General features: G+C 73.7%; 14 protein-coding genes. 12 read left to right on the top strand and 2 right to left on the bottom strand.

The window, feature by feature from the left end; translation table 11 throughout:
• The first annotated feature begins 104 nt into the window (after positions 1-104).
• From AB0M18_RS08985 to AB0M18_RS09025, 9 genes are read left to right on the top strand one after another with little or no spacing between them, the layout of a single operon-like run.
• Positions 105-566, top strand: a complete 462-nt coding sequence (locus AB0M18_RS08985) for a hypothetical protein (RefSeq protein WP_365756139.1) — start codon at positions 105-107, stop codon at positions 564-566.
• Positions 563-1,462, top strand: coding sequence for a hypothetical protein (locus AB0M18_RS08990; RefSeq protein ID WP_365756140.1), 900 nt, complete (start codon positions 563-565; stop codon positions 1,460-1,462). The genes AB0M18_RS08985 and AB0M18_RS08990 overlap by 4 nt, the downstream gene beginning before the upstream one ends.
• Positions 1,446-2,846 (top strand): V-type ATPase 116kDa subunit family protein, encoded by a 1,401-nt coding sequence (locus AB0M18_RS08995; RefSeq protein WP_365756141.1) that lies wholly within the window; start codon positions 1,446-1,448, stop codon positions 2,844-2,846. Before AB0M18_RS08990 ends, AB0M18_RS08995 begins: the two co-directional genes overlap by 17 nt.
• Entirely contained in the window at positions 2,843-3,256 is a 414-nt protein-coding gene (locus tag AB0M18_RS09000; protein ID WP_365756142.1) for an ATP synthase subunit C, read from the top strand. Before AB0M18_RS08995 ends, AB0M18_RS09000 begins: the two co-directional genes overlap by 4 nt.
• Positions 3,257-3,259: 3 nt before the next feature.
• Positions 3,260-3,478 (top strand): V-type ATP synthase subunit F, encoded by a 219-nt coding sequence (locus tag AB0M18_RS09005; RefSeq protein ID WP_365756143.1) that lies wholly within the window; start codon positions 3,260-3,262, stop codon positions 3,476-3,478.
• Positions 3,479-3,534: 56 nt separating this feature from the next.
• Complete coding sequence (locus AB0M18_RS09010) at positions 3,535-4,008, top strand: hypothetical protein (RefSeq protein WP_365756144.1); 474 nt, start codon at positions 3,535-3,537, stop codon at positions 4,006-4,008.
• Complete coding sequence (locus AB0M18_RS09015; RefSeq protein ID WP_365756145.1) at positions 3,996-5,714, top strand: V-type ATP synthase subunit A; 1,719 nt, start codon at positions 3,996-3,998, stop codon at positions 5,712-5,714. The genes AB0M18_RS09010 and AB0M18_RS09015 overlap by 13 nt, the downstream gene beginning before the upstream one ends.
• Entirely contained in the window at positions 5,711-7,108 is a 1,398-nt protein-coding gene (locus AB0M18_RS09020) for a V-type ATP synthase subunit B (protein WP_365756146.1), read from the top strand. Before AB0M18_RS09015 ends, AB0M18_RS09020 begins: the two co-directional genes overlap by 4 nt.
• Positions 7,105-7,743 (top strand): V-type ATP synthase subunit D, encoded by a 639-nt coding sequence (locus AB0M18_RS09025; protein WP_365756147.1) that lies wholly within the window; start codon positions 7,105-7,107, stop codon positions 7,741-7,743. Before AB0M18_RS09020 ends, AB0M18_RS09025 begins: the two co-directional genes overlap by 4 nt.
• A 103-nt stretch (positions 7,744-7,846) precedes the next feature.
• Here AB0M18_RS09025 and AB0M18_RS09030 read toward each other — a convergent pair whose 3' ends face one another.
• Complete coding sequence (locus AB0M18_RS09030; protein WP_365756148.1) at positions 7,847-8,041, bottom strand: hypothetical protein; 195 nt, start codon at positions 8,039-8,041, stop codon at positions 7,847-7,849.
• Positions 8,042-8,117: 76 nt separating this feature from the next.
• Positions 8,118-8,984 carry a universal stress protein gene (locus AB0M18_RS09035; protein WP_365756149.1) on the bottom strand — a complete coding sequence of 289 codons (867 nt, stop codon included), beginning with the start codon at positions 8,982-8,984 and terminating at the stop codon, positions 8,118-8,120.
• Between the two features lie 367 nt (positions 8,985-9,351).
• Here AB0M18_RS09035 and AB0M18_RS09040 point away from each other — a divergent pair, with 367 nt between their 5' ends.
• The 3 genes from AB0M18_RS09040 to AB0M18_RS09050 all read left to right on the top strand — a co-directional run bounded on the left by AB0M18_RS09040 (position 9,352) and on the right by AB0M18_RS09050 (position 12,899).
• Complete coding sequence (locus AB0M18_RS09040) at positions 9,352-11,403, top strand: SpoIIE family protein phosphatase (protein WP_365756150.1); 2,052 nt, start codon at positions 9,352-9,354, stop codon at positions 11,401-11,403.
• A gap of 133 nt (positions 11,404-11,536) precedes the next feature.
• Positions 11,537-12,223, top strand: coding sequence for an NAD(P)-binding domain-containing protein (locus AB0M18_RS09045; RefSeq protein WP_365756151.1), 687 nt, complete (start codon positions 11,537-11,539; stop codon positions 12,221-12,223).
• 82 nt (positions 12,224-12,305) lie between these two features.
• A complete protein-coding gene (locus AB0M18_RS09050) occupies positions 12,306-12,899 on the top strand; it encodes a TetR/AcrR family transcriptional regulator (RefSeq protein WP_365756152.1) in 594 nt (197 codons plus the stop codon).
• Positions 12,900-12,985: the final 86 nt, after the last annotated feature.

Raw genomic sequence — 12,985 nt, forward strand, 5'->3', positions numbered from 1 at the left:
GGGACGACCGCTTTCCTCGGGCCCGGGTCGCGGGTCGCGGTTCGAGGCGACAGCGCGCGCGGGGGTGGCGAGACTGGAAACGACGTGAGAGAGGAGGTCGCCGGATGCGACTGCGGTCCTTCCTCGCACGGTTCCGGCGGGTCGGCGCGCCCGGTGCGGCCGTCGTCGCCGTGCCCGCCGACCGGGCCGTCGATCCCGCCGCGGAGCTCGGTCCGGTGCTCGCCCGGCTCGCGGGCGTCCAGGAGGAGGCGTCGGAGATCCGCGCCCTAGCCGGGGACGAGGCCGCGGCCCTCGTACGGACGGCGGCCCGTCGGGCCGCCGAGATCGTGGCCGATGCCCAGGAGCAGGCGGTTCGGGTGCGGGCGGAAGCCGTGGCTTCCGCCCTGGCGGCGGCCCGCCGTGAGGAGACCGCCCTTCTCGCCGCCGGCCGGAGCGCGGCGGAGCGGGTGCGCGCACGCGCCGACGAGCGGATTCCCGGTCTCGCCGACCGCGTGGCCGAGTACGCGCTCGGCCGCCTCGACACCATGGGGAGCGACGAGTGGGCGCCGGGTGGGTCGCCGGTGTGATCAGGGCCAGAGCTCTGACGTCCCAGCGACTGGGTGCCGCCGCCACCCGGGAGCTGGCCGCGAGCGCGTCCCTCCCGCATGCCCTGCGCAGCCTGGCCGGCTCGCCCTACCGGGAAGCCGCCGCGGACGCCTCGCTCGCCGACGCGCAGCGCGGAGTCGCGGCGGCGCTGCTGTGGAATCTGCGGGTCCTGGCGGGATGGCTGCCGCCCGCCGGAGCGCCCCTGCTGCGGCCGCTCGCGGCGGGCTTCGAGATCGCGAACGTCGAGGCGCTCCTGAAGTCCTTCTCCGGCTCGTCGCCCCCTCCCCGGGCCTACCGTCTCGGTGCGCTCGGCACGGCGTGGCGACGGCTCGAACGGGCCGATTCCCCGGGCGCCGTCCGCCGGATGCTCGCCGCCTCGCCCTGGGGCGACCCCGGTGCCGAGACCGCCTGGGGCGTGAGCGTCGGCATGCGGATGGCCGCCGCCGCGCGGACCGCGGAGGTGGGGCCCGCACGCACCTGGGCCGAGGGCAGGGCAGCCCTGTTGACGGCCCGCGAGATGTTCGTCCACGGGCACGTCCTGCCGACGCCGGTACGGCGCCGCGCGGCGGACGTCCTGGGAGACCGGGCCCTGCGGGCAACCGGCCTCCGGGACTTCCGCGACCGGCTGCCCGCCGGAGCCCGATGGGCCGTGGAAGGCGTCGCAGACCCGGCGGACCTCTGGCGGGCGGAGGCCCGCTGGTGGGCGGTCCTGGGCCGGGACGCGGAGGACATGCTGCGCGGCTCCGCGTACGGACCCGCCACGCTCGTGGGCGCGGTGGCCGCGCTGTCCGTGGACGCGTGGCGCGTACGAGCGGCCCTGGAGCTCGCGGCGCGGGGCGGAGGCCCCCTGGAGGTCTTCGATGACCTGGTCGGTTGAACACCTGCTGCCGGTACGGATGCGGCGCGTGGCGCTCGTCGCCCCGTCGGCCGCGCTGCGGGACACCCTCGTACGCATCGCCGACTCGGGCTGCGTCGAACTGGACCGGCCGGGCAGCGGGGAGTCCGCCCCGGCCGAGGCATCGCGGGGGCTCCCGTCCGACAGGGGTCCCGGAGCGAGGCTCGCGCCGACCGCCCCCGACCTCGACGCGCTGAGGCAGGAGCGTCGCGAGGACCTGCTGGCCGGTGAGGCACAGCTGGCGGCCATCGACCGGGGCGCCGTCCGGCGCGGGGAGGTCGCGGCGCTGACGGGCTGGTGCCCTGCCACGGACGTGCCCCGGCTGGCCGCACGCCTCGCCGCCGTGGGCGCGGCGCTGGTCGTCCTCCCGGCGCCGGGCGGGGTCGAACCCCCGACGCTGCTGCGGGGTTCCCGGGGCGCGGCGGACTCCTTCGCGGGGCTGGTGACCACCTACGGCACGGTGCCCTACCGGGACGTGGACCCGTCATGGCCCTCCGGTGTCGTCTTCGTCGTGATGTTCGGCGTCATGTTCGGGGACGCCGGATACGGACTGCTGCTGCTCCTCCTGGCTCTCGCGCTGCGTCGCGGTCTCCCTCCGTTCCTCGCGCGATACCGCCGGATTCGGCCCTTCCTGGCCGGCGCCGGGACGGCCACCGTCCTGGCGGGCATCGCCTACGGGGAGTTCTTCGGACCGACCGGGATCCTTCCCGTCCTGTGGCTGGATCCGCTCGACTCGCCGGAGCGGCTGCTGACCGCCTCGATCGCGTTCGGCGGGGTGCTCCTCGCGCTCGCCTACGTGGCGGGGACGGTCAACCGATGGCGCGAGGGCGGCCCGGCGCGGGCCGTGTACGCCCCGTCCGGCTGCGCCGGATTCGTCGTGTACGCGTCCCTCGCCCTGGTGGGCGCGGGGTGGTACCTGGACCAGCGGGCCTACCTGGTCGCGGGCGCCGTACTCGCCCCCCTGGGCCTGCTTCTCGCGGGCGCGGGATTCCTCGCCGCCACGCCCGGCGGCGCGGCGGGCCTGGCCGAGACCGGCGTGCGCCTCTTCGAGGTCGTCGTGCGGGCCGGCACGAACACCGTCTCCTTCGCCCGGCTCGCGGCCTTCGGCCTCACCCACGCCGCCCTGGCACACCTCATCTGGCAGGGGACCACCGGCCTTGCCCGGCAGGGGCCCGCGCCGCTCGCCGCGGCGGTCGTCCTCTTCACCGTCGCCACGGCCGCCGCGTTCGCCCTGGAGGCACTGATCGCCGGAGTCCAGGCCCTCCGCCTGGAGTTCTACGAACTGTTCTCACGGGTCTTCGAGGCGCAAGGACGTCCGTTCCGCCCCTGGCACGTGCCCCTGGCCGACCCGGAGGTCACCACATGATCGCCTGGCTGATCGCACTCCCGTTCCTCGCCGCCGGCTTCTGGGCCTTCCGCACGCTGGCCCGACGCGACGGGAAACGCTCCGTCCGATGGTTCCTGGTGTCGAACCTGCTGATGCTCATGGGAGCCCTCGCCCTCCTGGTCGTGGGCCTCGCCGGGGTCGCGCTCGGCGCGCCGGCCCAGGCCGCGGCGGCCGAACCCAACGGGTCCGCCCTCATCGCCGCGGCCATCGCGGTGGCCGGCGCGTCGATCGGCGCGGCCGTGGCCGTCGCCTACACCGGCGCCGCCGCGCTGGCCGCGCTCAGCGAACGGCCCGAACTCTTCGGCCGGGCGATGGTCATCGTGGGACTCGCGGAGGGCATCGCCGTCTACGGTCTCGTGGTCGCCATCCTGTTGATTGGAAAGGCATGAGAGATGGGGACCGTCGCGGCCGTCGGCGAGCACATGAGAGTGCGCGGACTCGCCCTTGCCGGTGTCGACGTGTTCGAGGCGGAGCGCGCGGAGGACGTACGCGAGGCCTGGTGGGCGCTTCCGGACGACGTGTCCCTCGTGATCCTCACCCCCGCGGCGGCCGAGGCGCTGGGCCCGCAGCTGGCGGACACCCGGTTCCTCACGGCGGTGATGCCGTCGTGATCGCGAGGCGGACCCGGCCCGGTCGGCGGGCACGGCCGGAGCGGGAACTCGTCCCGGTGCGCGACGCCTTGCTCCGTGCGGCGCGCGCCGACGCCGACACCGCCCTGGCGAGAGCGGCCCAGGAGGCCGACGGGCTCGTCGCGGCGGCACAGGCCGAAGCCGCCGCGATCCTGGAGCGGGCCCGGCGCCAGGGAAGAGCCGAGGGGACGGCAGCCGCGAAGGTGCGCCACACCGCCGCCCGCCAGGCCGCCAGAGACCTCGAACTGGCGGCGGAGTCCGCGGCGTACGCGGACCTGCGCGCCCGGGTACGCGAGGCGGTCCGCCGGGCGACCGCCGACCGGGACGCCCAGCGGCGGCTGCGGCGTCGCGCCCACGCGCTGCTCGGCCCCCGAGCCGCTACAGCCGCCGCTCCGGAAGGCGGGCTGACGGCGGCGGCCCCGGGCCGCAGAGTCGACCTCACCCCCGACACGCTGAGCGACCGGGCGCTGGAACGGTTCGGAGCGGAGGCGGAGGCTCTGTGGACGCCGTGACCCCGCCCCGGGTGCGGCGGGTGGCGGGACCCCTGGTCGAGGTCGACTACACCGACGGCATGGCCATGGGGGAGCTGCTCCTGCTGGGCGAGGCCGGACTCACCGCCGAAGTGGTCGCGATCAAGGGCGAGGTGGCCACCCTCCAGGCGTACGAGTACACCGGCGGACTGGCCCCCGGCCACCCGGCCCGGCGCCTGCGCAAGCCCCTCTCGGTGCGGCTGAGCCCCGGCCTCCTCGGCGGTGTGTTCGACGGTCTGCTCAGACCTCTCGCCGGAGTCGGCGAACGCCTGTCACCGGGAGCGTCCGCGCCACCACCGGGCGAACGGACCTGGGCCTTCAGCCCATGCGCGGCCGTCGGACAGCATGTGACGGAGGGCGGCGTACTGGGAGACCTGGGCGGAGCCGCGCGTACGGTGCCCACCCGCCTCCTGGCACCGCCCGGCTGCACAGGACCCGTCGACCGCATCGCGCCGGAGGGCCGGTACGGGGAGGACGAGGTGCTCGCGGTGGTCGCCGGGACGCCGGTGCGCATCGCGTCCGAATGGCCCGTACGAGCACCCCGTCCCGTACGGGAACGACTCGTCGCCCGCGAACCGCTCACGACCGGCCAGCGGGTGGTCGACCTCCTCTTCCCCGTGGCCCGGGGGAGCACGGTCGCCGTCCCCGGCGGGTTCGGCACCGGAAAGACCATGCTGCTCCAGCAGATCGCCAAGTGGTGCGACGCCGATGTCATCGTCTACGTCGGCTGCGGAGAGCGCGGCAACGAGATGGCCGAAGTGATCGACGAACTCTCGCGGCTGGAGGACCCGCGCACCGGCGGCCGGCTCTCCGATCGCACCGTGACCATCGCCAACACCTCCAACATGCCGATGATGGCGCGCGAGGCGAGCGTCCACACCGGAGCCACGGTCGCCGAGTACTTCCGGGACATGGGCCTCGACACCGTGGTCATCGCCGACTCCACGTCCCGCTGGGCGGAGGCGCTGCGGGAGTTCGCCGCCCGCATGGGCCGACTGCCGGCCGAGGAGGGCTACCCGGCGGACCTCGCCTCCGAACTCGCGGCGTTCTACGAACGCGCGGCCGCCGTACGGACCCTGGGGGACGCCCCGGGCTCCGTCACCGTCATCGGGGCGGTCTCCCCGCCCGGGGGAGACCTCACCGAACCCGTCACCGCGCACACCGAGCGCTTCGTGCGGTGCCTCTGGTCCCTGGACCGTGACCTGGCGTACGCCCGTCACTATCCGGCCGTGTCCTGGCCCGACTCCTTCTCCAGGGACGCCGCCGCGCGGGCGGCCGGGGAACCCGACGCGGCGGCCGAGCGACGCGGGAGGGTCGCGGCGCGCCTCGCCGAGGCCGACCGGCTCGCCGGCCTCGTCGAGCTCCTCGGACTCACCGCCCTGCCGCCGCGTGAAAGGGTCAGCGTCCTCGGCGGCAGGCTGATCCGCGAGGGCCTCCTCCAGCAGAGCGCGCTCTCGCCCCGGGACGCGTACTGCACACCGCGCAAGACCGCGGCTCTCGCGGACGCCCTCCTGGCCGTCGTCGACCGCTGTGCCGCCCTCGTCGACGCCGGCACGGACGTGGAGACCGTCGAGGCCGTCGACTTCACCCCGGTCCTGCGGGCCCGCGACGCGGCCGGGCCGGACGACACGGCCGCCGTCGCAGCGGCCCGCGACACGGTGCTGGCACGGCTGGCGGAACCGCCATGAGCGGCGGATACGAGGTCGAGTACACCGCCGTACGGGAGCTGCACGGCCCGCTCGTGGTGGTCGACGGAGTCGCGGGCGTGGGATGGGACGAGTACGTCCGGATCACGCTCGACTCCGGCGACCGGCGCCACGGGCTGGTCCTGGAGGTCGACGGGGACCTCGCCGTGGTGCAGGTCTTCGAGGACACGGTCGGGATGAGCCCGGACACCACGCGGATCGCCTTCGCCGGAACGCCGCTGCACGTGCCGGTCGGCGACGGCTGGCTGGGCCGGGTGTGCAACGGACGCGGCGACCCCGTCGACGGCGGACCGCCGGTCCTGGGCGCGGTCCGGGCGGCGATCGGCGGCACACCGATCAACCCGGCACGCAGAGAACCGCCGACGGAGCCGGTCCTGACCGGTGTGGCCGCCGTCGACGTCCTCACCACCCTGGTACGCGGCCAGAAACTGCCCGTCTTCTCCGTCGCCGGTCTGCCTCACCTCGAACTCGCGATCCAGGTCGCCGCCCAGTCCTCCTGCGGAGACGAACCCTTCAGCGTCGTCTTCGCAGGGATGGGCCTGACCCACGCGGACGCGGCCCTCGTGCGCGCGGGGCTGGCGGAACGCTCCGCCGACGGGGAGCTGGTCCTCCTCCTGAACACCGCGGACGACCCGGTGATCGAACGGCTCCTGACACCACGGCTCGCCCTCACCGTCGCCGAGGACCTGGCGTTCCGCGGCGGCCGTCACGTCCTCGTCGTCATGAGCGACATGACGGCCTACGCGGAAGCGCTGCGCGAGGTCTCCGCCGCCCGAGGAGAGATCCCCGCACGGCGCGCCTACCCCGGCTATCTCTACAGCGACCTGGCCTCGCTGTACGAACGCTGCGGCAGGATCCGCGACCGTCCGGGATCGGTCACCGTCGTCCCGGTGCTCACCATGCCGGCCGGCGACATCACGCATCCTGTCCCCGACCTCACCGGATACATCACCGAGGGCCAGATCGTCCTGTCGAACGCGATCCACGCCCAGGGCGTCTACCCTCCGGTCGACGCGCTCGCCTCGCTCTCCAGGCTCATGCGCAAGGGTGCCGGAACCGGCCGCACACGCGAGGACCATCTTCCGGTCGCCGCGCAGCTGATCGCCGCGCTCGCCCGCGCCCGGCAGGCACGGGAGCTCGCCGATCTCATCGGCGAGCAGGCCCTGAGCACCGTCGACCGGAGGTACCTGGACCTGGAACAAGGCTTCCTGCGTCGCTTTCTCGCGCAGCGGCCCGGTGAACCGCGCTCCCTGGACGAGTCCCTCGACGAGGCGTGGCAGGTCCTCCTGACGCTGCCCGCCGGCGAACTCGGGATGCTTCCGGAAGACCTGCTCGGAGCCAGGAAGGCATCGGCCGACACGGAGGAGGACCGATGAGCGGGCGACGTGTCCCGCCGGGCCGGGCGGGTCGGCTGCGCCTGCGCCTGCGTCTCGACACGGCGCTGAGAGGAGCCGACGTGCTGGAGCGCAAGCTGCTGTTCCTGCTGGAGCGGGAACGAGCGATGCGGCAGGCCGAGGAGGACGCGGCCCGGCTCTGGGCGTCCCGGCTTCACGAGGCCGAGACCTGGTTGCTGCGCGGCATGCTGCTGAGCGGGGAGCAGGCCCTCGCCCAAGCGCCCGCGGCGGGCCGGGCGACGGCCGAGATCACGTACACGACCACCATGGGCGTACGGCACCCCGCCGGCGTGACGTGCGCACCCGCTGCCCGCTCACCGGATGATCTTCCGCCGCGCAACACGGCCCTTGCGCGGGCCGAGACGGTCTACCGCGACGTGGTCAGGGCGGCGGCCGACTACGCGGCCGCGCACGAGGCGCTCCGGCTCGTGGCCGCCGAGATCCGCAGGACCCGCCAACGCGTCCGCGCCCTGCGCCACCACTGGATCCCCCGGCTGAGCGAGGAACTGGCCGCCGCCGAACAGAGCCTGGAGCAGACGGAACACGAGGAATCCGTCCGCAGACGGTGGGCGTCCGCACCGACCGAGCCGACGGGCGCGGCGACGTCACACACCTGACACACCTGACCACGGGGTCGGCCGGCTGCTGATGGCGGGCGTTCTCGTCGGAAGGGATACCGCCGGATGGCTCATCACCTCGGAGACTTCCGTCGTCGGGCTCCTACAGCCCCTGGGACAGCAGCAGTTCGTGCGCCAGCCGGGCACCGTGTGCCGCCTGCTTCTCCCGTTCGACGTCCTCCGAGGGGATCTGCTCCAGCCCTTCGGCCAGCGCTCTGACGGCCTGGGCCAAGACCTGCACCTGGTCCTCCAGGGTGCGCAGCCGCTCGTGCTCATCGGGGGCGATGCTCTCGGACATCACGTCTCCTTCTCGTGGGAACGGGTGACTTCTTCCGGTCTGCGGGAGAGCCGTGCTGGGCCCGGTCGGGGTCGGCTCAGTCATGGGGGACGACGGCGACTGGGCAACGCGCGTGGTGCAGAGCGGCGTGGGCCACGGGGCCGAGGCGTGGTGCGAGCGGGGGATGGTGCCTGCGCCGGCCGACGACCAGCAGTTCGGCGCCCTCGGCGGCGCGCACGACGGCCTCGGCCGGGCTTTCGAGGCGGACGGCATCGACCGGTTCCACGGCGGGGAACCTCTCGCGCCACGGGCGGAGGACCTGCCCCAGCTGCTTCCGGGCATCCTCCGTGATCTCCTCGGTGACCTCGTGGTCCACTCCCCAAGGGGTGTGCGCGTGGAGCGGCAGGCTTCGGCCGTGGACGACGCGCAGGGGCACGCCGCGGGCCGCGGCGGCCTCGAAGGCGAAGGCGAGCAGGCCGTCGCAGGGGCCGTGCAGCTTGAGCGCGACCACAACGCCGCCGGTGGCGGGCGACGTGCCCTTTTCGCGGGGCTCTGAGCGCACCAGGACCACGGGCCGCGTGGCCCGTGCCACGACGGCCATGCTGACGGAGCCGAGGAAGTAGCTCTCGGCTGACGTCAGGCCGCGCGAACCCAGTACGGTCAGCTCGTCCTCCGACGCCGCCTTCACCAGGGCGTCCTGCGCGTCGTCGGCGACCAGGTTGCCGACGATCACGAGGCCCGGGTGGCGGGCCTGGAGTTCGGCCTGCGCCTTGTGCACCAGCCGCTTCGCCCAGTAGTTCTGATCGATCTCCGACGCGGCACGGACCGGCTCGGGCGCCAGCATGGGCCAGGCATGCATCAGGCGCAGCGTGACCCCGCGCCGCTCCGCCTCGTCGGCGGCCCAATGAGCGGCTGCCATGCTCTCGGGCGAGCCGTCCAGACCGACCGTGACGACTGGCTCCATGGCAACTGCCTCCCTCTCGAACGGCGCCGCGGGGAGAGGCGCACGGGCGTCGGCAACCACATGCCGAAGCCCGCCTCTCCCTCATCCGAGAAGTACCCCAGATCGTCCTGCCGCGCATGCGGGCCGCGACCCGAGGCCGCATCGACGGAATGCGTGGCTTCACGGCAGCGCGGCGGGCCGCTGCGGGGGCGAGCCCCGTTTCCACGCCGCCGCGATGTGCGGCCCGTAGCGGGTGCCTGCACGATGGATGGGTGGGGCCGCGAGGCCGGTACCCCACGAGCTCGCGTCGGGAAGGCGGGTCATGGTCGGCCGACCGTCTCCGAAGAATGCCGATCCGGTTGCCTCGCTGGACGCGGAGTCCGCCGCGGTGCTGGACGGACTGTTCGGCCAGGCGCCGGTCGGCATCGCCGTCTACGACACCGAGCTGCGGCTCGTACGTGTCAACCCGGCCCTGGAACGCCTGAGCGGCACGCCCGCCGAAGAGCTGCTCGGGAAGCGGGTCCACGAGCTGCTCGCCGGGGCGGAGGCGGACGCCGTGGAGGAGCGGCTGCGCACGGTACTGCGGACCGGACGGCCCGTCGCGGCCGAGGAGCAGCACGGCGGCACACCCGCGGACCCGAAGCGCGAGAGGGTCTGGTCGGTCTCCTCCTTCCGGCTGGCCGAGCCGTCCGGCCGGGTGCTCGGCGTGGCGTCCGCCGTCGTCGACATCACCGACCGCCACCAGGCCGGGCGACGCCTGGCCCTGCTGAGCGAGGCCGGGGAACGGATCGGGTCCACCCTCGACGTCACCAGGACCGCCGAGGAGCTGACGGAGGTCATGGTGCCGGAGCTGGCCGACTTCATCGCCGTCGACCTGCTGGACGGCGTCGCCCTGGGCGAGGAGCCGCCCCCGGGGCCGGTGCCCGGCGCGGCGGTGCTGCGGCGGGCGGCGATCCGCTCGGTGCTCGCCCACGCGCCGGAGGCGACGTATCCGGTGGACGCCCTGATCACCTACCACCCGGATACTCCGCAGGCCCGCTGCATGGCCACCGGTACGCCGCGGCTGATCCCGGTCCTCGCCGAGGACGCCGACTGGCTGGACCGCTATCCCGAGCATGCGGCGAAGGTCCTCGAAGCGGGCGTGCACTCCGTGATGACGCTGCCTCTTCGCGCCCGCGACGTCACCCTGGGCCTTGTCCACCTGTACCGGTGGCGGCGACCGGACGCGTTCCGAGAGGACGACCTGGCCCTGGCCGTCGAGCTGGCGGCGCGCGCGGCCCTGTGCCTGGACAACGCGCGCCGCTACACCCGCGAGCACCAGGACGCGCTCACCCTGCAACGCGGCCTGCTGCAGAGCGGAGTCCCCGAACCCGGCGCGCTGGAGGTCGCCCACCGCTACCTCCCGGCTCGCGCCCACGCCGGCGTCGCGGGCGACTGGTTCGATGTCATCCCGCTCTCCGGTGCCCGGATCGGCCTGGTGGTCGGCGATGTCACGGGCCGCGGCCTCGTCGCGGTCACCCGCGCGGCCCGGATGCGCACGGCCGTCCGCACTCTGGCCGGGATGGACCTGCCGCCCGACGAACTCCTCGCCCGCCTCGACGAACTGGTGCAGCGCACATGGCAGTTCAAGGAGGCGGCCGATGATCCCACCGAGGTCTCCGCGACGTGCCTGTACGCCGTCTACGACCCCGTCTCCGGGCGCTGTACGGCGGCGAGCGCCGGACATCTGCCACCCGCGGTGGTACGCCCGGGCGGGACGGCGGAACTCCTTCGGATGCCGGTCGGACTCCAGCTGGGGCTCGGTGGCCTGCCGTTCGAGGCCGTCGACGTCGACCTGCCCGAAGGCAGCCTCCTGGCCCTGTTCACCGACGGCCTCGTCCGCAGCCGCGCGGGCGACATCGACAGCTCGCTGAGCAGGCTGTGCGAGGCCCTGGCCCAGCCGGAGGCGCGCCTGGACACGCTCGCCCGTACGGCCGTCGACACCGTCCTGCCCTCCCAGGCGCCGGAGGACGACGCCGTACTCCTCCTGGCCCGTACCCACCTCCTCCCGCCGGACCGCGTCGCCACCTGGGATCTGGCCGGCGAGCCCGAGGTCGTCGCGAAGGCCCGCGCCATGACGGAACGCCAGCTCCGCGCCTGGCATCTTGACGAGATGGCTTTCACGACCGAGCTCATCGTCAGCGAACTCGTCACCAACGCCATCCGCTACGGCCACCCGCCCATCCGGTTGCGACTCATCCGCGAACGCTCGCTGATCTGCGAGGTCTCCGACACCTCCAGCACCTCACCCCATCTGCGCCACGCCGCGACCACCGACGAGGGAGGCCGCGGACTGTTCATGATCGCCCAGCTGGCGGACACCTGGGGCACGCGCTACACACCCACCGGAAAGACCATCTGGACCGGTCAGGTCGCGACACCGGACGCGGCCGCATCCTGAATTCCACTCGGTCCGTCTTCTTCAGGGCATCGGCAGAGGCTATTGAAATACCGAACCGCTCGGTTTAGATTTACATGGAGGACGCGAGACGGCTCCGTCGTGGCGTTCCATTCCTCCCGGAAGGACCCTCCCCATGCGTTACGCAGTGCTCGGCACCGGCATCGTCGGCAGGACCATCGCCGCCAAGCTGGCCTCCCTCGGTCACCAGGTCACCATCGGCACCCGCGACCCCAAGGCCACGCTCGCCCGTACCGAGCCCGACGGCTACGGAAACCAGCCGTTCGGGGAGTGGCTCGCCCTGCACGACCAGATCCGTCTGGAGGCGATCGCCGACGCGGCCGCCTGGGGTGAGACGGTCGTCAACACCACCGCGGGCGGCGGCAGCCTCCAGGCCCTGGAAGCAGCGGGCGCCGCGAACCTGGCGGACAAGGTGCTCATCGACATCGCCAACCCGCTGGACTTCTCCCAGGGCATGCCCCCGTCGCTGAACCCGGTCAACACCGACAGTCTCGGCGAGCAGATCCAGCGCGCCTTCCCCGAGGCCAGGGTCGTCAAGACCCTCAACACCATGAACTGCCAGATCATGGTCGACCCGTCGCGCGTCGCGGGCGAGCACACCGTGTTCGTCTCCGGCGACGACACCGGCGCCAAGCAGGCCGTCACCGACCTGCTGGTCTCCTTCGGCTGGCCCGAGAGCAGCGTCCTCGACCTCGGGGACATCACCACCGCCCGCGGTACCGAGATGCTGCTGCCGATCTGGCTGCGCCTGTGGGGCTCGCTCGGCCACGCCGACTTCAACTTCCACATCGCCGGAGCCTGAGTCGAGGGCGCCGCGGTCGCGGCCGCGGGCACCATGAAATCCGTACCGAACCGCTCGGTACGGATTCGCCTATCCTGGCCTCATGGGTGACACGGAGACCAGGAGTGCCGGGCGGCCACGCTCGGCCGAGAAGGACGCCGCCATTCTTCAGGCGGCACTCGAGCTGCTGGCCTCGCACGGCTACACCCGGATGAGCCTCAGCCAGGTCGCCGCCGCCGCGCAGGTCAGCAAGTCCACCATCCACCTGCGCTGGAAGACCAAGGCCGACCTTCTCACCGCGGCACTCGCGGCGCTGCGCATGGCTGACGCCCCACCCGCGAGCGGGGACACCCGCACGGATCTGATCGCCGTCCTGGAGGACTTCGCCGCCACGGTGGAACGGGTGCGCGGCATGGCCCTGATCGGCACCTGCCTCGCCGAGGAGGCCCACACACCCGATCTCCTCGCCCTCCTGCGCGAACGCACCGTCCTGCCCCGACGTGCCCTGCTGCGCCAGGTGCTCGAACAGGCCCGCGACCGCGGCGAGATCGGTGCCGGGGCGGACCTCGAAGTGGCCGTCTCCGCGCTCCTGGGCCCCTTCTACGCCGACTACATGGCCGACCGCGCCGGCCGCGACGGCTGGGCGGAGGACGCCGTCGACCTCGTCCTGACCGGCCTCCGGGCGACGGGCCGGTAGAGCTCCGGCGGCGTCTTCCCGCTCCCCGCACCGAGCGGTCGGTCCTCGACGTGCTCGTGGGCACGGCCGGATTTCGGCCGTGCCCA

This window comes from Streptomyces sp. NPDC051909 (assembly GCF_040681095.1).
GTDB lineage: Bacteria > Actinomycetota > Actinomycetes > Streptomycetales > Streptomycetaceae > Streptomyces.

Bases quoted from the DNA above. Each gene is read 5' to 3' on its own strand.
- AB0M18_RS08985 (WP_365756139.1), top strand. From the start codon at position 105: ATGCGACTGCGGTCCTTCCTCGCACGGTTCCGGCGGGTCGGCGCGCCC.
- AB0M18_RS08995 (WP_365756141.1), top strand. From the start codon at position 1,446: ATGACCTGGTCGGTTGAACACCTGCTGCCGGTACGGATGCGGCGCGTG.
- AB0M18_RS09000 (WP_365756142.1), top strand. From the start codon at position 2,843: ATGATCGCCTGGCTGATCGCACTCCCGTTCCTCGCCGCCGGCTTCTGG.
- AB0M18_RS09005 (WP_365756143.1), top strand. From the start codon at position 3,260: ATGGGGACCGTCGCGGCCGTCGGCGAGCACATGAGAGTGCGCGGACTC.
- AB0M18_RS09020 (WP_365756146.1), top strand. From the start codon at position 5,711: ATGAGCGGCGGATACGAGGTCGAGTACACCGCCGTACGGGAGCTGCAC.
- AB0M18_RS09025 (WP_365756147.1), top strand. From the start codon at position 7,105: ATGAGCGGGCGACGTGTCCCGCCGGGCCGGGCGGGTCGGCTGCGCCTG.
- AB0M18_RS09030 (WP_365756148.1), bottom strand. From the start codon at position 8,041: ATGTCCGAGAGCATCGCCCCCGATGAGCACGAGCGGCTGCGCACCCTG.
- AB0M18_RS09035 (WP_365756149.1), bottom strand. From the start codon at position 8,984: ATGGAGCCAGTCGTCACGGTCGGTCTGGACGGCTCGCCCGAGAGCATG.
- AB0M18_RS09045 (WP_365756151.1), top strand. From the start codon at position 11,537: ATGCGTTACGCAGTGCTCGGCACCGGCATCGTCGGCAGGACCATCGCC.
- AB0M18_RS09050 (WP_365756152.1), top strand. From the start codon at position 12,306: ATGGGTGACACGGAGACCAGGAGTGCCGGGCGGCCACGCTCGGCCGAG.